The organism is Streptomyces sp. 4N124, assembly GCF_052245395.1.
Lineage (GTDB): Bacteria > Actinomycetota > Actinomycetes > Streptomycetales > Streptomycetaceae > Streptomyces.
Genome location: NZ_JBQQBS010000066.1, coordinates 24051 through 46374 on the forward strand (window position 1 = coordinate 24051; position 22324 = coordinate 46374).

At 68.5% G+C, this 22324-nt stretch carries 18 protein-coding genes and 1 tRNA gene; 9 read left to right on the forward strand and 10 right to left on the reverse strand.

Features of this window, described 5'->3' with window-relative positions:
* Window positions 1-921: an oxygenase MpaB family protein gene (locus tag ACTWQO_RS41175; RefSeq protein WP_443242500.1), complete on the reverse strand. Its 921-nt coding sequence runs from the start codon at window positions 919-921 to the stop codon at window positions 1-3.
* A 350-nt stretch (window positions 922-1271) separates the two neighbouring features.
* Between ACTWQO_RS41175 and ACTWQO_RS41180 the strand changes: the two genes are divergently transcribed.
* Both ACTWQO_RS41180 and ACTWQO_RS41185 read left to right on the forward strand, forming a co-directional pair.
* Entirely contained in the window at window positions 1272-1790 is a 519-nt protein-coding gene (locus tag ACTWQO_RS41180) for a lytic polysaccharide monooxygenase auxiliary activity family 9 protein (RefSeq protein WP_443242501.1), read from the forward strand.
* A 50-nt stretch (window positions 1791-1840) separates the two neighbouring features.
* Window positions 1841-2566, forward strand: a complete 726-nt coding sequence (locus ACTWQO_RS41185; protein ID WP_443242502.1) for a chitinase — start codon at window positions 1841-1843, stop codon at window positions 2564-2566.
* Window positions 2567-2619: 53 nt separating this feature from the next.
* Here the strand turns inward: ACTWQO_RS41185 and ACTWQO_RS41190 are convergent, their stop codons facing one another.
* The 4 genes from ACTWQO_RS41190 to ACTWQO_RS41205 form a co-directional block, all read right to left on the reverse strand.
* A complete protein-coding gene (locus tag ACTWQO_RS41190) occupies window positions 2620-3456 on the reverse strand; it encodes a carbohydrate ABC transporter permease (RefSeq protein WP_443242503.1) in 837 nt (278 codons plus the stop codon).
* A complete protein-coding gene (locus ACTWQO_RS41195; RefSeq protein WP_443242504.1) occupies window positions 3453-4475 on the reverse strand; it encodes a carbohydrate ABC transporter permease in 1023 nt (340 codons plus the stop codon). Before ACTWQO_RS41195 ends, ACTWQO_RS41190 begins: the two co-directional genes overlap by 4 nt.
* A gap of 2 nt (window positions 4476-4477) precedes the next feature.
* Window positions 4478-5782 (reverse strand): ABC transporter substrate-binding protein, encoded by a 1305-nt coding sequence (locus ACTWQO_RS41200; RefSeq protein WP_443242505.1) that lies wholly within the window; start codon window positions 5780-5782, stop codon window positions 4478-4480.
* A 73-nt stretch (window positions 5783-5855) separates the two neighbouring features.
* On the reverse strand, window positions 5856-7097 hold the full coding sequence (locus ACTWQO_RS41205; RefSeq protein WP_443242506.1) for an aminotransferase class V-fold PLP-dependent enzyme: 1242 nt from the start codon (window positions 7095-7097) through the stop codon (window positions 5856-5858).
* Window positions 7098-7341: 244 nt separating this feature from the next.
* Between ACTWQO_RS41205 and ACTWQO_RS41210 the strand changes: the two genes are divergently transcribed.
* Entirely contained in the window at window positions 7342-8031 is a 690-nt protein-coding gene (locus tag ACTWQO_RS41210) for a FadR/GntR family transcriptional regulator (RefSeq protein WP_443242507.1), read from the forward strand.
* A 1-nt stretch (window position 8032) separates the two neighbouring features.
* Here ACTWQO_RS41210 and ACTWQO_RS41215 read toward each other — a convergent pair whose 3' ends face one another.
* Entirely contained in the window at window positions 8033-8842 is an 810-nt protein-coding gene (locus ACTWQO_RS41215) for a YhjD/YihY/BrkB family envelope integrity protein (protein ID WP_443242525.1), read from the reverse strand.
* 977 nt (window positions 8843-9819) lie between these two features.
* Between ACTWQO_RS41215 and ACTWQO_RS41220 the strand changes: the two genes are divergently transcribed.
* On the forward strand, window positions 9820-10101 hold the full coding sequence (locus tag ACTWQO_RS41220; RefSeq protein ID WP_443242508.1) for a hypothetical protein: 282 nt from the start codon (window positions 9820-9822) through the stop codon (window positions 10099-10101).
* 172 nt (window positions 10102-10273) lie between these two features.
* Here ACTWQO_RS41220 and ACTWQO_RS41225 read toward each other — a convergent pair.
* The 4 genes from ACTWQO_RS41225 to sucC all read right to left on the reverse strand — a co-directional run bounded on the left by ACTWQO_RS41225 (window position 10274) and on the right by sucC (window position 14197).
* Window positions 10274-10358, reverse strand: a tRNA-Leu gene (locus ACTWQO_RS41225).
* Window positions 10359-10517: 159 nt separating this feature from the next.
* Window positions 10518-12059, reverse strand: a complete 1542-nt coding sequence (locus ACTWQO_RS41230) for an aldehyde dehydrogenase family protein (RefSeq protein WP_443242509.1) — start codon at window positions 12057-12059, stop codon at window positions 10518-10520.
* Window positions 12060-12170: 111 nt separating this feature from the next.
* Window positions 12171-13055, reverse strand: coding sequence for a succinate--CoA ligase subunit alpha (gene sucD / locus ACTWQO_RS41235; protein WP_443242510.1), 885 nt, complete (start codon window positions 13053-13055; stop codon window positions 12171-12173).
* Between the two features lie 11 nt (window positions 13056-13066).
* Window positions 13067-14197 carry an ADP-forming succinate--CoA ligase subunit beta gene (gene sucC, locus ACTWQO_RS41240; RefSeq protein ID WP_443242511.1) on the reverse strand — a complete coding sequence of 377 codons (1131 nt, stop codon included), beginning with the start codon at window positions 14195-14197 and terminating at the stop codon, window positions 13067-13069.
* Window positions 14198-14341: 144 nt separating this feature from the next.
* Between sucC and ACTWQO_RS41245 the strand changes: the two genes are divergently transcribed.
* The 5 genes from ACTWQO_RS41245 (at window position 14342) to ACTWQO_RS41265 (ending at window position 22309) form a co-directional block, all read left to right on the forward strand.
* Window positions 14342-16024: a thiamine pyrophosphate-binding protein gene (locus tag ACTWQO_RS41245; RefSeq protein ID WP_443242512.1), complete on the forward strand. Its 1683-nt coding sequence runs from the start codon at window positions 14342-14344 to the stop codon at window positions 16022-16024.
* 12 nt (window positions 16025-16036) lie between these two features.
* Window positions 16037-17266 carry a formyl-CoA transferase gene (gene frc, locus ACTWQO_RS41250; RefSeq protein WP_443242513.1) on the forward strand — a complete coding sequence of 410 codons (1230 nt, stop codon included), beginning with the start codon at window positions 16037-16039 and terminating at the stop codon, window positions 17264-17266.
* Between the two features lie 4 nt (window positions 17267-17270).
* A complete protein-coding gene (locus tag ACTWQO_RS41255) occupies window positions 17271-19415 on the forward strand; it encodes an acetate--CoA ligase family protein (RefSeq protein ID WP_443242514.1) in 2145 nt (714 codons plus the stop codon).
* A 121-nt stretch (window positions 19416-19536) separates the two neighbouring features.
* On the forward strand, window positions 19537-20922 hold the full coding sequence (locus ACTWQO_RS41260; protein WP_443242515.1) for an OFA family MFS transporter: 1386 nt from the start codon (window positions 19537-19539) through the stop codon (window positions 20920-20922).
* Window position 20923: 1 nt separating this feature from the next.
* Window positions 20924-22309, forward strand: a complete 1386-nt coding sequence (locus ACTWQO_RS41265; protein WP_443242516.1) for an OFA family MFS transporter — start codon at window positions 20924-20926, stop codon at window positions 22307-22309.
* Window positions 22310-22324: the final 15 nt, after the last annotated feature.

Sequence of the window (22324 nt, forward strand, 5' to 3'; positions counted from 1 at the left end):
TCAGTCGCAGCGCAGGTGCCGTGGGGCCTGATAGGGCTCCAGGTCCTTGAGCTGGGCGTTGGTGCGCCGGGTCCGTCGGAGGCGCTCGGTCAGCGGTGTGCGGGCATCGGGAAGCATGCGCTGGGCGTGGAACAGGGTCCTGAGGAACAGGCGAACGAATCGCTCGCGGCCAGGGCTGATCCAGCCGATCCGATGCAGACGGCAGACACGCTCTCCGGCGAGGTAGCGGGTCAGATCACGACCGAAGGCACGGAACGGAGCCGGGAACCAGCGCTCGGCGAAGAAGCACATCATCGCGGTGGCAACACGGTGGCCGGACTCGGTCGGTTCGAACGGCCGGGAGTCGAATTTCCGGGCGAACTCCTCCATCGCGTTCCAGTCCTCGGGGAAGGCCTCCCCGGCCAGGGGGCCGGATTCGCGTTCCAGGAGGCGGAAGACGGCCTGCGCCCAGTGGTGCCAGGCGCGTTTCATGTGCTCGGGCATGCCGGGCAGGCCCAACGAGATCTGGAGCCGGTGGGCGAAGGTGGCCAGCAGGACCAACGCGTAGACGAAGTCGTCGACGTCGTCGAAGTTGCCGGGCAAGTGCGGGGTCCTTCTGGCGATGGCCATATGAATGCGATTCAGCCGCTCGGCGGCTCTGCGGCCCACCTCGCTGGACACGCCATCGACCATCCAGGCCAAGAGGAAGTCGTTGCCGTCCTGAAAACGCCGGTGCGGCTTCGTCTCCAGCTTGCCTGTGTGGTCCAGCGTGGCCGCCCCGACGGCTGGCTGCATCATGTGCATGGTGCCCGGATAGATCATCATCGCCAGGGCGAACTCGGGAACCCGGTGGTTGACGTAGAGCGAGATCATCCGCTCCCACTCGGTCTCCGGATCCATCCGGGCCAGTTCGCGGTCCACCCACTTGTACCCACGGCGCAACGTCAGTTCCTCCCAGGGGCACGGCCTTCGGGGCGTGGCGCTCACCCTAGGTCGATCGACGCGGCGCACCCTTGTACCGCGGCGCCATCCCGACGGAACATCGGCGCCAGTGCCGACCGCCTTCCAACTTCCGGCTCGCGCAGCACTCTTGACGCGTCCACGCCCGCCGGTATGGTCTAGTCCAAGTAGCGCGCCCCCTCCGGACGGGCGTACCCCGTCACGTCCGCACACGGGATTCGCGCTGCCGCCCTTCGCACTCCTGGTCCCCCACCCACGAGGAGCCGACCCGCCGTACCGGGTTCCCCACAACCCGGCACATCCGCGGGACGGCCTCCAGTGAAGGAGAGAACATGCACGCAAGGAAGAAGACGGCCATGCTCGTCGGCGCGGCACTCGCCCCGGTGATCGCCGTGAGCCTGCCCGCGTCGTCCGCGAGCGCACACGGCTACATCTCCAACCCGCCCAGCAGGCAGGCACAGTGTGCCGCCGGGACGGTCAGTTGCGGCGACATCAAGTACGAGCCGCAGAGCGTCGAGGGCCCGAAGGGGCTGACCAGCTGCAGCGGCGGCAACTCCCGCTTCGCCGAGCTCGACGACGACGGCAAGGGCTGGAAGGTCACTCCGGTGAGCAGCACCACCGAGTTCCAGTGGACCCTGACAGCCCGTCACTCCACCAGCACCTGGCAGTACTTCGCCGGCGGACAGAAGATCGCCGAGTTCAACGACAACGGCGCCCAACCCGGCGCGACGGTCACTCACCAGGTGAACTTCGGCGGCCTCAGCGGCCAGCAGAAGGTGCTCGCCGTCTGGAACATCGCAGACACCTCCAACGCCTTCTACGCCTGCATCGACGTCAACGTCGGCAGCTGAAGCGGCAGTTCACCCGCCCTCTCGCACCCTGATCCATGGAGTGATTCCCCATGCGTCGACGTACGCTCGGGCTGCTGACCGCGGCCGGTGCGGCAACCCTGCTCTCCTTTGCGACCCTCGCCCCACAGGCCCTGGCGCAGAAGACGACAGCAGCCGCCGATTTCGTCGTCAGTGAAAGCCAGTTCAACCAGATGTTCCCGAACCGGAACTCCTTCTACACGTACAGCGGGCTCACGGCCGCGCTGAGCGCCTACCCCGGTTTCACCACGACCGGCAGCGACACCGTGCGCAAGCAAGAGGCCGCCGCCTTCCTGGCGAACGTCAGCCATGAGACGGGCGGCCTGGTCCACATCGTGGAGCAGAACACGGACAACTACCCGCACTACTGCGACACCAGCCAGCCGTACGGCTGCCCCGCGGGCCACGACAAGTACTACGGCCGGGGTCCGATCCAGCTGAGCTGGAACTTCAACTACAAGGCGGCGGGCGACGCCCTGGGCATCGATCTGCTCAACAACCCCGACCTGGTGCAGAACGACTCCGCCGTGTCCTGGAAGACCGGGCTCTGGTACTGGAACACGCAGACCGGGCCTGGGACCATGACACCGCACAACGCCATGGTCAACAGCGCGGGATTCGGCGAGACCATCCGCAGCATCAACGGCAGCCTGGAGTGCAACGGCGGAAATCCGTCGCAGGTACAGAGCCGTATCGACAAGTACCAGCAGTTCACGCAGATCCTGGGCGTGGACCCGGGCGGCAACCTCAGCTGCTGACGCCCGCCCCCCTTGGGGAATCGCGCCCCGCCTCGCGGGCGGGGCGCGGTCCCTCAGCCCTTCACCGCACCGGCGGTGAGTCCCTGGACGATGTGGCGGCTGGCGAAGGCGAACAGCACCATCGTGGGCAGGATGGTGAGGACCGCCGCCGCGGACATCGAGCCCCAGTCGATGTTGAAGCTGGAGATGAACCCGTTCAGGGCCGTGGGGACGGTCTTGTTGCTGTCGCTGTTCATCAGCGTCACCGACAGGAACAGCTCGTTCCAGCAGTTGACGAAGTTGAAGATGAACGCGGCCACGATCCCGGGACGCATCACCGGCAGCAGCACCCGGAACAGCGCCCCGAACCGGGACAGGCCGTCGATCATGGCGGCCTCCTCCAGCGCGTCCGGGATGTTCTCGAAGAAGCCGCGGAGCATCACCGTGCAGAACGGGATGCAGACGGCGATGTAGACGAGGATGAGCCCGAGCCGGTTGTCGACCAGCTTGAGGTCGGTCATCAGCAGGTACAGCGGCCCCAGCGCGATGAAGGTCGGGATCATCTGGGTGACCAGGGCGGCCATCAACAGCGCGGACTTCGTACGGAACTCGAAGCGGGCCAGCACGTACGCCGACAGTATCGAGATCACCGTGGCCACCGCGCCCGCGACGGTCGCGACGACGAGGCTGTTGGTGAGGTAGACGCCGAAGTCGGCCTTGCCGAACAGCCCGTTGTAGTTCTCCAGCGAGAAGTGTTCGGGCCAGTAGGCGATCGGGAAGGCGAAGATGTCGCCGGGCGCCTTCAGCGACGTAATAGTGATCCAGTAGAGCGGGAAGACGGTGAAGACCAGCCACAACCCCAGGAAGGTGAACTTGGTGGCACGGCCGGCCGTGGACTCCTTGCCGATCACGGCTTCACCTCTCGCTTGTCGTTCCGCTTCTCGCGCGTGGCCAGGAGGAAGAAGACCGCGAACACCAGCAGCGTGGCGACCACGATGAGGCCGAGCGCGGAGGCCCTGCCGTAGTCGCCCTGCTGGGTGATCTTGATCATCCAGGTGGTCACGATGTGCGTCTCGTTGTTGGGTCCGCCTCCGGTCATCCCGAAGATCAGGTCGGGGAAGTTGAAGATCCAGATGACCCGCAGCAGCACGGTCAGCGCGAGCGTCACCCTGATGTACGGGATCGTGATCTGGAACAGCGTGCGCACCTTGCCGGCGCCGTCGAGCGCCGCCGCCTCGTACAGCTCCTCGGGGATGGACTGCAGCGCGGCCAGGATCATGATCGTGAAGAAGGTGACCCCGTACCAGACGTTGGCGACCACGACGGCGAACATCGCCGTCTCCGGATCGGCCAGCCAGGCGACCGGCTCGTCGATCAGTCCCGCCTTCTGCAGCAGGTCGTTGACGACGCCGAACTCGCTGTTGAACAGCCAGCGGAACAGGATTCCGATGAGGAACCCGGAGATCGCCCAGGGGAAGAAGACCAGCGCCTGGTAGAGGCCACGGAAGCGGAACTTCCTGCGCAGCCACAGGGCGAGGGCGAAGCCGATCACCAGTTGGGGCACGATCGAGCCGAACACCCAGACACCGGTGTTGCCGAGCACGGTGCCCCAGGCGGGGTCGGCGAAGACGTCGCGGAAGTTCTTCAGGCCCACCCAGGAGGTGTCGGACAGATCCGTCAGATTCCAGTGGCGGAAGGCCATCTGACTGCCGGCGATCATGGGGTAGTACGTGAAGACCGCCACGAAGATCGCGGCCGGGGCCATGAAAGCGGCGATGAGCAGGCCGCGGCGGGAGGTGAACTCCGGCTTGCGGCGACCCTGTTCCGCGCCGCGGGCGGGCGGCGCGCCCCCCTTCCCGTTCCGGGAGGAGCGCGCCGACGCCGATTTCGTCGTTTCCGTGGTACTCGTCGCTTCGGACGCGGTGGGCATGCCTACTGCTCCTGCTGCCGCTTCTCGGTCCAGTACGCGTCCCAGCCGGCCAGCAGTTCCTTGGGCGTCGTCTTGCCGAGCACCATCTTCTGCACGTCGGCATCGGCCTTCTGCTGCCACTCGGTCCACCAGGCGACGCCACGCGGCTGACTGACGTTGAGGTACTTCTCCGGGTGCTCCGTCATGGTGACGTAGCTGGACCAGGGGCCGGTCTTGTAGAACGGGTCCTCGGTCGCCGACTTGAGGATCGGCACCAGGCTGTTCTTCTTGGTGAAGGTCGTCGACGCCTCACCCTCGGAGAGGAACTCGACCAGCTTGACGGCCTCGGCCTTGTTCTTGCTGCCGTCCGCGACACCCCATCCGGCGGTGGCCAGCGGCTGGACGGTCTTGCCGCTGGGGCCCGCCACCAGCGGGGCGGTGTCCCACTGATCCTTCGCGATCGCCTTGGACTCCGAGACCGTGGCGATCACTTCGGGATCCTGGAGGAGGAAGGCCGTGGAGCCGTTGGAGAAGCCCTCGACCATCTCCGGGTAGCCCCAGGACACCGACGACTTCGGGGACGCCTGCTTGAAGAGCTTGAGATAGGTCTCCATCGCGTCGAGGGCCTCGGGCGCGGAGAAGATCGTGCTCCCGTCCTTGAGCTTGAAGCCGTCGGCGGGGTCGATCTCGTCGGCGACGTACGCCTCGATGACGGCCGTGGCGTTGCCGTTGGCGTTGGCCCCGCCGCGGAAGGCGTATCCGTACCGGCGCTTCGCCGGGTCATGAATGGCGGAGGCCTGCGTCAGCAGTTCCTCCCAGGTGGCCGGCGGCTTGCTGAAGCCGGCCTCCTTGATCAGGTCGGTGCGGTAGAAGACGCTCAGGCCGTAGAAGCCGTACGGGACGAAGTACGTCTTGCCGTCGGCGTTCTCGGAAGCCTTGACTGCGTTCTCCGTCATGGCCTGCCAGCCCTTCCAGGGCCCCAGGTCCTTCTTCATGTCGTAGAGCCAGCCGTTGTTCGACCACGGGCCCACGGTGGTGTCCCGCACCTCGAGGGTGTCCACGCCGCTGCCGGATTGGAGCATCTGCTGGATCTTCTGGTCGGCCTGCTCGGTGGGCGGGGAGATCAGATTGACCTTGATCTTGGGGTTCTGCTGTTCGAAGTCCGCTATCAGGTCCTTCAGCAGGTCCGTGCGGGCGGGGTTCGTCAGGCTCTCGACCATGTTGAGGGTGACGGTTCCGCCGCCCCCACCACCACTCATGGCGGAGCAGCCGGACAGGACCAACGCGCCGGCTGTGCCGAGGGCGAGAGCTGCCGTCCTTCTTCTCATCGTGCCGACCTCTTCCTTGGATACGGCCGCGCTGGCAGCGGCTTCGGGGACGGGGGGTGGGGGGTCGCGCCGCCTACGACGCGCCGGGCTGTTCGCGGGCCGCGCGGGCCCACTCGCCGAGGACGGGGACGCAGGCCTCGGCGAAGTACTCGTAGTCGGCTGCGGTGTTGTACACGTGGGCGGACAGCCGCAGGTAGCCGACGCCGCCGAAGCTGGTGAAGGCCGTCTCCACCCCCAGCTCCCGGGCCGCCCGGTCGCGCAGCGCGTCGGCCTCGACGCGGCTGCCGGCCAGCCCCGCGGGCAGCCGCACCAGCCGCATACCGGGAATCGGCATGCCCACGTCGACGGCGCTGGAGACGCCGGTCAGCTCGGCGAAGGCGGCCCCGACGACGCGCTCGCCGTAGCCGGCCAGGTCGTCCATGTACCGGCGGGCGGTACTCCAGCCCCAGGTGCGCTCGATGAAGTCCAGTGCCGTCGGCGCCGCCAGACAGCCGGTGACGTCGACCGTGCCCTGCTGGTCGAAGCGGTCGGGATACGGATCGGCGGCGCCCCACGAGTCGATCAGGGGGTAGAGCTGTTCGCGTAGCGCTCCGCGGGCGACCAGCGCGGCGGTGCCGCGCGGTGCGCAGCCCCACTTGTGCAGGTTGCCGACCCAGAAGTCGCACGTCACCCCGTCGAGGGGGGCGGCGATCAGGCCGGGGACGTGCGCGCCGTCCACGAGCAGCGGGATGCCGAGCCGCCGGGCCTCCGCGCCGATCCGTTCCACCGGCATCCGGCGTGCGGTCGCCGAGGTGATGTGGTCGAGGACGATGAGGTCGGTGGCCTCGCCCATCTCGGCGGCGATGGCTTCGTACGCCTGCTCCTCGTCCGCGTCCAGCGGCACCCGAGCGGTGCGGACCCGGCCGCCCCAGCGGCGGGCCAGCCGTTCGGCACCCATGGTCACGGCCCCGTAGCCGTGATCGGTGACGATGATCTCGCCACCGCGGCGGCGGGAGAGACCGGCGTACACGACGCTGACACCGGCACTCGCGTTGGGCACCAGGGCGAGGTCGTCGGGAGCGACCCGCAGGAAGGCGGCGAGCTCGACCCGGGTGGCGGCGATCCGCTGCGGCAACGCCGGGAACCACACCACCGGGGAGCGGTCCATCTCCGCACGCAGCCGGCTCTGGCGCTCCTGCGCCACGAGGGGGACCGCCCCGAACGAGCCGTGGTTCAGGTGCTTCATCGCGGGGTCCAGCGACCAGGCCCCGGCGGCGGGCCGGCCGTCGGCCAGCAGCAGCGGGCGCGGGGCTGTGGTGACCTCGGTCTCGCTCACATGACTCCACATCTGCCGGACGGGCACCCTGGCAGGACATCGGACACCCGCCAGGACACATTTGATGACTCGGCATCCTGGCAGGCGATTTTCGCGCAATCAAGGGGTCGAACAGCGAAAGTCATCAGATGACTCAGGGTCGATACGCACAAGACATCTGATGACTCACGCTCCGGCGACTCGGTACAGTTCCCGGAGGGTCCGGATGCCGCCGCCGACCCGTCAGGGTCACGGGAGGAGTCGGATGTCCGCAGTCGACAAGGCGTTCCACGGCCTACGGCACATGATCGCCACGGGGCGCCTCGGCGCGGGCGAGCGCATGCCGCCCGAAGGGGAGCTCTGCGAGGAACTCGGCGTCTCCCGGGGGTCGTTGCGCGAGGCCGTACGGATGCTCGCGGCCCTGGGAGTGCTCGAACCGCGGCACGGCTCCGGCACCTACGTCTCCCAGCTCAGGCCGGAGGACGTCATCGGCAGCCTCTCGCTGACCCTCGAACTCCTGCCGTTGACCGGCCTGTTGGAGGTGTACGAGATCCGGCGGGTACTGGAGGCCCACGTCGCGGCCCAGGCAGCGGCGCGCTGCACACCGGAGTCCGTGGAGGCGCTCTTCTCCCTCATCGAGGCCATGGAGGCCACCACCGACCCCACCAAGGCCTCCGAACTCGACCACCGCTTCCACGCCGAGATCGCCCGGATCGGCGGCAATCCCACCCTGGCGTCCCTGCTGTCCGTCTTCCGGGCCCGCTCCCGCAAGTACCAGGTCTTCACCCTCCCCGAGGGCCCGGAGCTGCGCCGCAAGAGCGACGCCGACCACCGCAACCTGGCCACCGCCATCGCCGACCGCGACCCCGTCGCCGCGGCCGGCGCCGCACAGGCCCACGTCGCACAGACGGAGCGGTGGCTGCGGGCCTTCATGCCTCCCGTCGAGGAAGTTTGATTCAGCGCTTTCGGGAACGGGGGTGAGCGTGCGGGTGCGGGATGTGGTGCGGTTCGTGGACGTACCAGTAGCGGCCGACGAGGGCGCCACCGAAGACGACGAAGCCGACACCGACGAGCCAGGACGTCACGATCAGGACGGTGCCGACCGAACCGTACGAGTCCGCGTTGCTCACGATGAGCGGGGAGAAGACCAGAGAAGAGAACAGACGCAAGCCGCCCAGGCCCACCATCGTGGCAATGGCGCCCGGCAGGAGGGCGCGCCAGGGGATCCGGCCGCCCAGCAGGAAGCGCTGCCCCCACCAGAAGAAGAGCACGCCGAGCAGCGTGCTCAGCGCGATCCGCGCCCATGACCGCAGGGTTCCCGGCCCCAGGGCGGCCCCGCTCTGCGCTTCGGCGAAGAGGTAGGCCGTCAGAACGACAAGCCACACCACGCGTCGCCATACGGTGTGCCAGCGCCCGGCCGCCAGGTCCCACACCTTTTCGTAGCCGGTCTGGACACTGCCCGCGAACGGCACGCCGAAGAGCGCGAGCAACACCACGCTCAGAACGCTGATCGTGCTCAGGACCTTGCGGGGTGCGGCGAAGAGGTCCTGCACGGCGTCGGCGGAGCGCCCGGACAGCCCCATGCCGTCGACGACCCACAGGGCGAAGCCTCGTTCCTGGATCGGGGCCGCTGCCGCGACCACGATCAGCAGCGGGGCGATCGTCACCAGTCCGAGGGCCGCGAAGCCCATGGCCCGGTGCATCAGCTCCACTTCCCTGCCTCGCCGCCATACGCGCGAACCTCTGACGTGGAAGAAGCGGCCCACGTCCCTCGACCGGTGGCCGCGGGTGCGGGTGCCGGTGTGCGGGTGATTCCCGTTCGTGTCGGGCCCGTCGTGGGCCGGGGAACCCGGAGGCTCAGGATGTGCGGGTCCGTCGGACGGTTCATGTCCGCCGCCGCTCCGCCCCTGGCCGAGCGAGCCGCGACAAGCCTGCTGGAGTGGCGACACCACCGCGTGGCGCATGCGTGGTCACCTCGTCCTGTTCCCGTGCACCGGCGTACTCGTCCCGCACCGGGCGGGCCCGTGCATCGCGAGCGGCTGCTTCCAGCGTGCTCCCCCGGCTCCGGATGTGCGACCGACTCAGCGGCTCGGCGAGCGGCTCATCTCCTCCGGGGACGTCACAACCGGTCGGCTGCATCGCTTCCGCACCGATGACCTAGCAGCGAAGGAGCGGCACGACTACTGGCAGCCCAAGCATCGTGAGCTCCTCGGCGCGATCAGCGCCGGCGTCGTGTACGCCGCCCACGGCCAGGTACCGGGTGCGGGCGAGGTCCACCGCCCCCCCCGCTCATCCGCCGCGTGGCGGCGGACACGTACGACCTCAAACTGCTTCTGTCCACCGGCCAGGGTCGCCGGGCTGACCGGCGTACGGCTGTCGGGGCAGGAGGGCTCCGGCGCCCTGGTGTCGGCGCTGCTGTCCCGCATGGCACGCGACCTGGACGCCTACGGCCCCACCGAAGCGGCCCGGATCTCCACCGCCCTGGTCGACCTCGTCGCCGCGGCCTGCCGATCCGGCGCTGGTCGGCCGGCCGGTGAGCGCGATCGCCGCTCGCTGGGGGTTCGCCGACGCGGCCCACTTCAACCGCCTCTCGACCTCCCCGTCGGCGCCATTCGACCGAAGTCGCCGTCCACTTGCCTTATGGGATGCCTCGCCCACAGATGGGCGCATTGGGCTTCAATTTCAGAATTGATGATGATATAGGCCCGTCCAACGTTCCGCGCTCGAACGGAGAGCACCTCACATGCGCATCCGCAAGCTCCTGACCGTAACCGCCATGACTGCCGCAGCAGTCCTCGGCAGCATTGGCCCAGCCACCGCCGAGGACGAAGAGAACAGCGGCAGCATCGTTCAATCCGCTTCCGGGAATGACCAGCCAGAGCATGCCGGACAGGAAATGCCGAGCTCGCTGCCTGAGCACGGCGTGAATCGAATCGGGGGCATTTCCGACCAACGCGAGATTCCGGCGGCAGAGAGCCCTGAGCAAGATGCAGGCTCAGGCCTGCTCAGCAGGCTGTTCGGCTGAGCGAATGGCGCGGTGCTCTGACCGGCCGATGCGTCGTCAGATGCCAACCACGGCCAACTGGCCGTTGTCTGTCCGTTCACGCGGTCGCTCTGGGCCCTAGCTTCGGGAACGCGGCCGACCGGCCAGAGCGCCGCGGCAACACAGCCGGCACCATTCATGTGCGTAAAGGAAGTGTCCGAGGGGGGACTTGAACCCCCACGCCCGATAAAGGGCACTAGCACCTCAAGCTAGCGCGTCTGCCATTCCGCCACCCGGACTAGGTGTCTGCCGCCTTGACGGGGGTGTTCCCCGCGGCGACACGGACAACAATACCAAGGTTTCGCAGTGCCCTTCACCTGCATATCCGCGGTGTGAGACCCGGCCGGAGGGCGAGCGCGCACCCCCTGCCGGGCCTTTCACCATGGGTGGTCGATCGGTTACGGCATGAGCTGGTACTCCGGGAAGTTCCCGGGCAGCCGCTCCCCCGTCGGCCCCCGCGTCACCGCCCGCACCAGCAGCTCGCCACCGACGAACGCGCCCCGCCAGGACGCGCCGAAGCCGCCGAAGAGCTCGTCGCGGTCGCCGCGGGAGCGGGGTTTGCCGTGGCCGACCTTGAAGGCGCGGATCTGGGGGGCGAGCCGGTCGAAGGTCGCCCGGTCGTCCGTGGACAGCGTGGCCACCAGCGCGCCGTTCGAGGCGTTCATCGCGGCCAGCAGCTCCGCCTCCGTGTCGACCAGGACGATGGTGTCGACCGGGCCGAACGGTTCCGCGTGGTGCAACGGGGAGGAGGGGGGCGGGTTGAGGAGCGTGACCGGATGGACATACGCAGCCGTGTCCTGGCCGGGCAGGAAGCGTGCGTCGGACAGCTGGCCGCGGTGCAGTGGTACGGCGCCGCGGTCGATGGCCTCGGCGACCTGGTCCTGGAGGTCCTTGGCCTTCGCCGCGTTGATCAACGGCCCGAAGTCCAGCTGCGGGTACGGGTCGTCCCGCTGCTCGACCGCGAGCGGGTGGCCGATCCGCAGCGTACGGACCGCCGGGAGGTACGCCGCCAGGAACTCGTCGAACAGCTCGCGCTGGACGACGAAGCGCGGGTACGCCGTGCAGCGCTGTTTGCCGTAGTCGAAGAGCTTGGGGACGGCGGCCGTGAGTGCGTCCCAGTCCGTGTAGTTCCAGATGCCCCAGGTGTTGAGTCCTTCCTGTTCGAGTACGTGTCGCTTACCGAGGTCGGCGACGGCGGTGGCCACCGCGGCGCCGGTGTCCCGGCCGCCGACGAAGGAGACGCAGCCGACCTCGGGCGCCCGCACCAGCGCCTCCGACAGCTCGCCCCCGCTGCCGCTGACGAGGGTGACGGGAATCCCTTCGCGGGCGGCCAGCGCGCAGGCCAGGGTCAGACAGGCGACACCGCCGTCGGTCGGGGTCTTGGCGATGACCGCGTTGCCTGCCAGTGCCTGTACCAGTACCGCGTGAACGAGCACGCTCATCGGGTAGTTCCAGCTCGCGATGTTGGACACCGGGCCGTCCAGCGGGGCCCGGCCCTCGACCATCGGCTCGATGCCGTCCACGTACCAGCGCACCCCGTCGATCGCCCGGTCGACGTCCGCCTGCGCGAGCCGCCAGGGCTTGCCGATCTCCCAGACGAGCAGAAGCGCGAGCAGTTCGCGGTGGGCGGTGAGGGCGTCGAGGGTGGCGGCGACGCGGGCGCGCCGCTCGTCCAGGGGGATGTGGCGCCAGGCACGGTGCTGGTCGAGTGAGGCGCGTACGGCCTGGTGGGCGGTGGTGCGGTCCAGGCGTGGCGGGCCGGCGATCGGGCTGCCGTCGACGGGGCTGGTGGCGGGCAGGGCCCGGCCGTCCGCCTGCCAGGCGGAGTTCCAGAGGTTGAGGACGCGGTCGTCCCGGAAGGCCTCGGGAGCCACGGTCAGGCAGCGTTGCCAGGCGTCGGTCCAGGAGGTGCCTGATTTGAGGGTGAGGGTGGTTGCCATGGATTGCTCCGCTCTCGGTGCACAGTCGGGGGCGGTAGGTGAATGGCTACGGTGGACGCCAGTGAGGCGCGAAGACTGCTGAAAGTCACCCGTTGTCAACTATGAGTGACGTCACCTCGGCTCGCCCAGTACGGCGAGTACCAGTTGCGCCGTCTCGGTCGGCGTGCTTCCCACCCCGACGCCCGCCGCCTCCAGTGCCTCCCTCTTCGCCGCCGCCGTACCCGACGACCCGGACACGATCGCGCCCGCGTGCCCCATGGTCTTGCCCTCGGGTGCCGTGAAGCCGGCGATGTAGCCGACGACCGGCTTGGTGACGTGCTCGCGGATGTACGCGGCCGCGCGTTCCTCCGCGTCGCCGCCGATCTCCCCGATGAGGACGATCACTTCGGTGTCGGGGTCGTCCTCGAAGGCGGCGAGGCAGTCGATGTGGGTCGTCCCGATCACCGGGTCGCCGCCGATGCCCACGCAGGTCGAGAAGCCGATGTCGCGGAGTTCGTACATGAGTTGGTAGGTGAGCGTGCCGGACTTGGAGACCAGGCCGATGCGGCCCGGTTTGGTGATGTCGGCCGGGATGATGCCCGCGTTGGACTGGCCGGGGGTGATCAGGCCCGGGCAGTTGGGGCCGACGATGCGTGTGCCGCGTGCCTTCGCGTACGCGGTGAAGGCGACAGCGTCGTGGACGGGGATGCCTTCGGTGATGACGACGGCGAGGCCGATCCCGGCGTCGGCGGCCTCGATGACGGCCGCCTTGGCGAACGCGGGCGGCACGAAGACGACGGTGACGTCGGCGCCGGTCGCGTCCATGCCCTCGCGCACCGAGCCGTAAACGGGGACGGCCCGGTCGTCGAAGTCGACGGTGCGGCCCGCCTTGCGCGGGTTGACGCCGCCGACGACATCGGTGCCGGCCGCGAGCATGCGCCGGGTGTGCTTCATGCCCTCGGCGCCCGTCATGCCCTGGACGAGGACCTTGCTCTCCTTGGTGAGGTAGATCGCCATGTCCCGTCTCCTTAGGCTGCGTGGGCGAGTTCGGCGGCCTTGGCTGCGGCGCCGTCCATGGTGGTGGCCTGCTGGACCAGGGGGTGCGCGCGCTCGTCGAGGATCGCGCGCCCGCGGACGGCGTTGTTGCCGTCGAGCCGGACGACCAGCGGCTTGGTCAACTGCACGGTGTCCAGGGCCTGCACGATGCCGTCGGCCACCGCGTCGCAGGCGGTGATCCCGCCGAAGACGTTGACGAAGACCGACTTCACGGCCGGGTCGGAGAGGATCACGGACAGACCGTCGGCCATGATCTGGGCGGATGCTCCGCCGCCGATGTCGAGGAAGTTGGCGGGGCGGGCTCCGCAGCCGGCGACCACGTCGAGCGTCGACATGACCAGGCCGGCGCCGTTGCCGATGATGCCGACCTCGCCGTCCAGCTTGACGTAGTTGAGGCCCTTGGCGGCGGCCGCGGCTTCCAGGGGATCGTCGTGCGCGGCGTGCTGGTCGCCCCAACGTGCCTGCCGGAAGCGGGCGTTGTCGTCGAGGGTGACCTTGCCGTCGAGCGCCAGGATCTGGCCCTGTTCGGTGCGCACTAGGGGGTTGACCTCGACGAGGACCGCGTCCTCCCTGACCAGCACCTGCCACAGTCGTACGAGAACGTCGACGGTCTGCGGCGGCAGTCCGGCCGCCTCGGCGATCTGCGCGGCCTTCGCCGAGGTGACGCCCTCGGCCGGGTCGATATGGACACGCGCCACGGCCTCGGGCCGGGTGGCGGCGACCTCCTCGATCTCCATGCCGCCCTCGGCGGAAGCGATCGCGAGGAAGCGGCCCGCCGCGCGGTCGAGGACGTAGGAGACGTAGAACTCGGTCTCGATGTCCACGGGCTGGGCCAGCATCACCGTGCCGACCGTGTGGCCCTTGATGTCCATGCCGAGGATCTGGCGTGCCGTGATCTCGGCGGCGGCCGGGTCCGCGGCGAGCTTGACGCCTCCGGCCTTGCCGCGCCCGCCCGTCTTCACCTGCGCCTTGACGACGACCCGGCCGCCGAGCCTGCGGGCGATCTCGCGCGCCTCCTTGGACGAGGCGGTGACCTCGGCCCGGGGCACCAAGATGCCGTGCTCCTTGAAGAGTTCCCTTGCCTGGTGCTCGTACAGGTCCATTCCGGCTCCTGACTCAAAAGTGCCGCACGCCCCCTGGACACCACCCACCGGATGCGGGATAACAAGCTTCATACAGTATTCGTCGACTGTATGCAATGTACCGCGAGAGTGCTCCAACCCCCTATGAAGGGACAGGACTTCGCCATGCCCGACGACACTCAGGACGTGATCTCCGGCGGTCACCTCGTCGCCAAAGCCCTGAAGGCCGAGGGGGTCGACCGCATCTACACCTTGTGCGGCGGCCACATCATCGACATCTACGACGGCTGCGTCGACGAGGGCGTCGAGGTCGTCGACGTCCGCCACGAGCAGGTCGCCGCCCACGCCGCCGACGGCTACGCACGCATCACCGGCAAGCCCGGCTGCGCGGTGGTCACCGCCGGTCCCGGAACGACCGACGCCGTCACCGGTGTCGCCAACGCCTTCCGCGCGGAGTCCCCGATGCTGCTGATCGGCGGCCAGGGGGCCCTCACCCAGCACAAGATGGGGTCCCTCCAGGACCTGCCGCACGTCGACATGATGACGCCGATCACCAAGTTCGCGGCGGCCGTGCCGGACACCGCACGGGCGGCGGACATGGTCTCCATGGCCTTCCGCGAGTGCTACCACGGTGCGCCCGGCCCCTCCTTCCTGGAGATCCCGCGCGACGTACTCGACGCCAAGGTGCCCGTGGAGAAGGCCCGCGTCCCGAAGCCCGGGGCGTACCGCGCCTCCACCCGCTCGGCCGGCGACCCCGAGGCGATCGAGAAGCTCGCCGACCTGCTGGTGCACGCCGAGAAGCCGGCCATCCTGCTCGGCAGCCAGGTGTGGACGACCCGCGGCACCGAAGCGGCCATCGAGCTGGTCCGCACGCTGAACATCCCGGCGTACATGAACGGCGCCGGCCGCGGCACCCTGCCACCCGGCGACCCGCACCACTTCCAGCTCTCCCGCCGGTACGCCTTCTCTGGCGCCGACGTCATCGTCATCGTCGGCACGCCCTTCGACTTCCGCATGGGCTACGGCAAGCGGCTGTCACCGGACGCGACCGTCGTGCAGATCGACCTCGACTACCGGACCGTCGGCAAGAACCGCGACATCGACCTCGGGATCGTCGGCGACGCCGGGCTGGTCCTGAAGTCGGTGACCGAGGCGGCTTCCGGGCGCGTCAACGGGGGCGCGTCGAAGCGCAAGGAGTGGCTCGACGAGCTGCGCGCCGCCGAGCAGACGGCCCTCGAGAAGCGGCTGCCGAACCTGAAGTCGGACGCCTCGCCGATCCACCCGTACCGGCTGGTCAGCGAGATCAATGACTTCCTCACCGAGGACTCGATCTACATCGGCGACGGCGGCGACATCGTCACCTTCTCCGGGCAGGTCGTGCAGCCCAAGTCACCCGGGCACTGGATGGACCCGGGCCCCCTGGGCACGCTCGGCGTCGGTGTCCCCTTCGTGCTCGCCGCCAAGCAGGCGCGGCCCGACAAGGAAGTGGTGGCCCTCTTCGGTGACGGCGCCTTCTCCCTCACCGGCTGGGACTTCGAGACCCTCGTCCGCTACGACCTCCCCTTCGTCGGCATCGTCGGCAACAACTCCTCCATGAACCAGATCCGTTACGGCCAGAAGGCCAAGTACGGCGAGGCACGTGAGCGGGTCGGCAACACCCTCGGCGACGTCCACTACGACAAGTTCGCGCAGATGCTGGGCGGTTACGGCGAGGAGGTCCGCGACCCCGCCGACATCGGCCCCGCCCTGAGGCGCGCCCGCGAGTCGGGCAAGCCGTCGCTGATCAACGTCTGGGTCGACCCGGACGCGTACGCCCCCGGAACCATGAACCAGACGATGTACAAGTGAGGTGACCTCGGCATGACCAAGGCTCTCGAAGGCATCCGCGTCCTCGACATGACGCACGTCCAGTCCGGGCCCTCCGCCACCCAGCTGCTCGCCTGGCTCGGTGCGGACGTGGTCAAACTGGAGGCGCCGACCGGTGACATCACGCGCAAGCAGCTGCGCGACCTCCCGGACGTCGACTCCCTCTACTTCACGATGCTCAACTGCAACAAGCGGAGCATCACCCTCAACACCAAGACCGAACGCGGCAAGGAGATCCTCACCGAGCTGATCCGGCGCTCGGACGTCATGGTCGAGAACTTCGGGCCGGGCGCGGTCGACCGTATGGGCTTCACCTGGGACCGCATCCAGGAGATCAATCCGCGGATCGTCTATGCCTCCATCAAGGGGTTCGGGGACGGGCCGTACACCAACTTCAAGGCCTACGAGGTCGTCGCGCAGGCCATGGGCGGGTCGATGTCGACCACCGGTTTCGAGGACGGGCCGCCGCTGGCGACGGGGGCCCAGATCGGGGACTCGGGGACGGGCGTGCACGCCGTGGCGGGGATTCTCGCGGCGCTGTTCCAGCGGGAGAACACCGGGCGCGGTCAGCGGGTCAACGTGGCCATGCAGCACGCTGTACTCAATCTGTGCCGGGTGAAGCTGCGGGATCAGCAACGCCTGACACATGGGCCCCTCGCTGAATATCCCAACGACGACTTCGGCGACGAGGTTCCCAGGTCCGGAAACGCGTCCGGCGGCGGTCAGCCCGGATGGGCCGTCAAGTGCGCGCCGGGCGGACCGAACGACTACGTGTACGTGATCGTTCAGCCCGTCGGATGGAAGCCGATCACCGAGCTCATCGGCCGGCCCGAACTGGCCGACGACCCCGAGTGGTCGAGCCCCGAGGCCCGGCTGCCCAAGCTCAACAAGATGTTCCAGCTGATCGAGGAGTGGTCCTCGACGCTTCCCAAGTGGGAGGTGCTGGAGAAGCTCAACGCGCACAACATCCCGTGCGGGCCGATCCTGTCCACCAAGGAGATCATCGAGGACCGGTCGCTGGTCGCCAACGAGATGGTCGTGACGGTGCCGCACCCCGAGCGGGGCGAGTTCGTCACCGTCGGCAGCCCGCTCAAGCTCTCCGACTCGCCCGTCGAGGTGAGCAGTTCACCGCTGCTCGGCGAGCACAACGAACAGGTCTACATCGGCGAGCTCGGCCTCGGCGACGAGGAACTGCGCCTGCTCAAGTCGAACGGAGTGATCTGACGTGATGGCCGAAGACCGCCTCCTGAGGGTGCGCACGCTCCTCGACGCCGTGCGGGCCGAGGGACGCACCGCGCTGACCGCACCCGAGGGCAAGGTGATCGCCGACGCGTACGGGATCGCCGTACCCGGCGAGGAGTTGGCGACGGACGTCGAGGAGGCGGTGTCGTACGCGGCACGCTTCGGCGGGCCCGTCGTGATGAAGATCGTCTCCCCGGACATCCTGCACAAGACCGATGCCGGCGGTGTGATCGTCGGCGTCGAGGGCGCCGGCGACGTACGGGCCGCGTTCCACAAGATCATCGAGAACGCGCGCGCCTACTACGCCGATGCGCGCATCGAGGGCGTACAGGTCCAGGAACTCCTCCCCCAGGGTCAGGAAGTCATCGTCGGCGCGGTGACCGACCCGACCTTCGGGAAGGTGGTCGCCTTCGGGCTCGGCGGTGTCCTCGTCGAGGTCCTCAAGGACGTCACCTTCCGCCTCGCGCCCGTCGACGCGGACGAGGCGCTGTCCATGCTGGACTCGATCCGGGCGGCCGAGATCCTGCGCGGTGTGCGTGGGGCGCCGGCCGTGGACCGGTGGGCGGTCGCCGAGCAGATCCGCCGGGTGTCCCAACTGGTCGCGGACTTCCCCGAGATCGCCGAGGTGGACCTCAACCCGGTGATCGCCACCCCCGAGGGCGCGGTCGCGGCGGACATCCGGGTCATCCTCGCCGAGTCGCAGCCGACGCCCCGGCGGACGTACACGCGCGACGAGATCCTCACCTCCATGCGCCGCCTGATGCAGCCCTCCTCGGTCGCCGTGATCGGCGCCTCCAACGAGCAGGGCAAGATCGGCAACTCGGTGATGCGCAACCTCATCGACGGCGGCTTCTCCGGGGAGATCCATCCGGTGAATCCCAAGGCCGATGACATTCTGGGCCGCAAGGCGTACAAGAGTGTCACGGACGTTCCCGGTGAGGTGGATGTGGCGGTCTTCGCGATTCCCGCCAAGTTCGTGGCCTCGGCGCTGGAGGAGGTGGGACGCAAGAAGATCCCCAACGCCGTCCTCATCCCCTCCGGGTTCGCGGAGACCGGCGAGCACGCACTCCAGGCCGAGATCGTGGCGATCGCCGAACGGCACGGCGTCCGGCTGCTCGGGCCGAACATCTACGGCTACTACTCGACCTGGCAGGACCTGTGCGCCACGTTCTGCACGCCGTACGACGTCAAGGGCGGGGTGGCGCTGACCTCGCAGTCCGGCGGCATCGGCATGGCCATCCTGGGGTTCGCGCGCACCACGAAGACGGGTGTGTCGGCGATCGTCGGCCTCGGCAACAAGTCGGACCTGGACGAGGACGACCTGCTGACGTGGTTCGGCGAGGATCCGCACACCGAGTGCATCGCGATGCACCTGGAGGACCTCAAGGACGGGCGCGCCTTCGTGCAGGCCGCGCGGGCGACCGTACCGAAGAAGCCGGTCGTGGTCCTCAAGGCGGGGCGTACGGCGGCGGGCGCGAAGGCGGCCGGTTCGCACACCGGGGCGCTCGCGGGCGACGACGCCGTGTACGACGACATCCTGAAGCAGGCCGGTGTCATCCGGGCGCCCGGGCTGAACGAAATGCTGGAGTACGCGCGCGCGTTGCCGGTGCTTCCCGCTCCCCAGGGGGACAACATCGTGATCATCACCGGGGCCGGCGGCAGCGGTGTGCTGCTGTCGGACGCGGTGACCGACAACGGGCTGTCCCTGATGGAGATCCCGCCGGACCTGGACGAGGCCTTCCGGAAGTTCATCCCGCCCTTCGGGGCAGCGGGCAACCCGGTGGACATCACCGGCGGCGAGCCGCCGTCGACGTACGAGGCGACGATCCGGCTCGGGCTGGAGGATCCGCGCATCCACGCGCTGGTCCTGGGCTACTGGCACACGATCGTCACTCCCCCGATGGTCTTCGCCGAGCTCACCGCGCGCGTGGTGGCCGAGTTCCGGGAGCGCGGCATTCAGAAGCCCGTCGTCGCGTCGCTCGCGGGTGACGTCGAGGTCGAGGAGGCCTGCCAGTACCTGTACGAGCGGGGGGTCGTGGCGTACCCGTACACGACCGAGAAGCCGGTGGCCGTGCTCGGCGCGAAGTACCGGTGGGCGCGTGCGGCTGGGCTGTTGGGGGGCGGTTCATGAGGTGAGGGAGCAGGGGCCGGCCGACGGTGCGCGTCGGCCGGCCCCGGGACCCGCGCGCGCACGAAAGGCATTGGACAGGGGGCGCTGGCCAGAACTTTCGACGCTAGGGGTGCAACCAACTGTGACTACCACCGACGTTTCATCGGTCACCGCCTACCGGGAGGTGACCGACAAGAACGGACGCGTCTACCGCATCGGCGAGTCCGACATCGACATCATGGGTCGCAAGCGCAAGTGGATGGTGATCCTGCCCTGGATCGGCATGATGGGCATCTCCTCCGCCGAGTACGCGTTCGCGTCCGCCGAGGACACCCTGCACACCGCGCACCATTGGAACAGCATGCACATCTTCTGGATGATGACCGTCTGGGTCTTCTTCCAGGCCGCGGTGGCCTTCCCTGCGGGAAAACTGCGTGAGAGCGGAAAACTGCCGGCCCGCTGGGCGATGATGCTCGGCGCGACGGGCACGTTGATGGGTTACCTGTCACTGGCCTTCGCGCCGCACGTGGTCGTCGCCTATATCGGCTTCAGCATGTTCAGCGGTATGGGCGCGGGCATGGTGTACGCCACCTGCGTCAACATGGTGGGCAAGTGGTACCCGGAACGGAAGGGCGGCAAGACCGGCTTCGTCAACGGCGGTTTCGCCTACGGCTCGGTGCCCTTCGTCTTCATCTTCAACGGCTACATGGACCTGACCAACTTCCGCTGGGTGCTGGTCTCGGTGGGTGTGTTCCTGGCCGGGATGGTCGCGTGCTCCGGCTACTTCTTCAAGGACCCGCCGAAGAACTGGTGGCCCGCGACGATCGACCCGCTCAACCCGCCGAAGGACCCGCGCGCGGCCCGCTCGCTGCGCATGAACCCGCCGGCGGTCAAGCAGTACTCCCCCAAGGAGGCGTGGAAGACCGGCCGGGTGGCGCTGATGTGGTTCTGTCTGGCGTGCACGTCCGGCGTGAACATCTTCGGTATCGCCTTCCAGGTGGACATCGGTGAGGAAGCCGGATTCGCGGGCGGGATCGTGGCCACGGCCATGTCCCTGAAGGCGATCGTCAACGGTACCGGTCGCGGCGTCATCGGCTGGCTGTCCGACCTGTACGGCCGCAAGCGGTGCCTGCTCGCCGTGTGCGTCATCCTCGGTCTGTCCCAGTACGGCATCCTCTGGTCGGCCGACATGAAGAACCTTCCGCTGTTCCTGGTCTTCTCCTCGATCTCCGGCTTCGGCGGCGGTGCCATCTTCCCGATGTTCGCCGCGCTCACCGCCGACTACTTCGGCGAGAACAACAACGCGTCCAACTACGGCATGGTCTACAGCGCCAAGCTCGTGTCCGGTCTGGGCGCCGGCATGGGTGCCGTGGTCGTCAGTGCCTGGGGACACTCCGGTGCCTTCATCCTGGCCGGCTCCATCTCGCTCTTCGCCGGCTGCGTGGCACTGTTCCTGAGCCCACCGGGACGCGACAAGAAGGGCCGCATCACTCCCAACCCGCACCCGCTCGGCGAGGAGATGGCGTGACATGACGGCTGACCCCGTCGCATCGAACAACCCCGCACGACCCGGCGCCGCGAACCGTCCCTACCGTGAAGTGATCGACGCGCACGGCCGCGTCTACCGTGTCGGCGAGACCGACCGGGACATCCTGGGTCACTCCCGCAAGCTCATGGTGTATCTGCCGTGGATCGCCATGATGGCCATCAGCGTCTTCGAGTACGCGTACGGCTCGGCGGAGGACACCCTGTCCCACGCCCACGGCTGGACGCAGAGCAACACCTTCTGGATCCTCAGCGTGTGGGTGTTCTTCCAGGCCGGCATCGCCTTCCCGGCGGGCTGGCTGCGGGAGAAGGGCATCCTCACGGCCCGCAGGGCGATGTACATCGGCTCCTTCATGTGCCTCGCCGGTTTCCTCGCCCTGTCCCATCTGGGCAACGTCTGGCTCGCGATTCTCGGCTTCGGTGTCGTCGGCGGCGTCGGCGCCGGGCTGGTCTACGCGACCTGCATCAACATGGTCGGCAAGTGGTTCCCCGAGCGACGGGGCGCAAGGACCGGCTTCGTCAACGGCGGGTTCGCGTACGGGTCGCTGCCGTTCATCTTCATCTTCAACTACGGCTTCGACACGGCGAACTACCACCGGGTGCTCGACCTCATCGGCTGCTACATCGTGGTCGTGGTGTTCGGGTGCGCGTTCTTCTTCAAGGACCCGCCGAAGAACTGGTGGCCCGCGGACGTGGACCCGCTGGCGTTCTCCGGCGACCGGAAGAACGCCGCCGGGCTCGCCAAGAACCCTCCCGCGGTGAAGCAGTACACACCTAAGGAGGCGATCAGGACGGGGATGCTGCCCCTGATGTGGATCTCCGTCGTGATGACCGCGGGCGTGTCGATCTTCGGCATCTCCTTCCAGGTCGACTTCGCCAAGGAGGTCGGCTTCGGGCCGCTGGTCGCCGCGTCCTCCATGGGGGTCATGGCAGTCATCAACGGCGTCGGCCGCGGCGTGGTGGGCTGGCTGTCGGACAGATGGGGCCGCAAGTCCACCCTGGTGTTCGTCATCGTCGTCCTGGGCCTGGCCCAGTTCGGCGTGATCTGGGCCGGTGATGTGCGGAGCGAGGCGCTGTTCCTGTTCTTCGCCTTCCTCTCCGGCTTCGGCGGCGGCGCCTTCTATCCTCTGTTCGCGGCGCTCACCCCGGACTACTTCGGGGAGAACTACAACGCCACCAACTACGGCCTGGTGTACAGCGGCAAGCTGGTCAGCGGCCTGTTCGGCGGCGGCCTCGGCTCCATGGTGGTGGCGGCCTGGGGCTACAACGGCGCGTACGCCCTCGCCGGCGGCGTGTCGATGGTGGCGGCGGCGCTCGCGCTGCTGCTGCGGCAGCCGGGCAGGGACGGCCCGGCTGCGACCGCGCACTGAAGGCGGCGCGCGAAC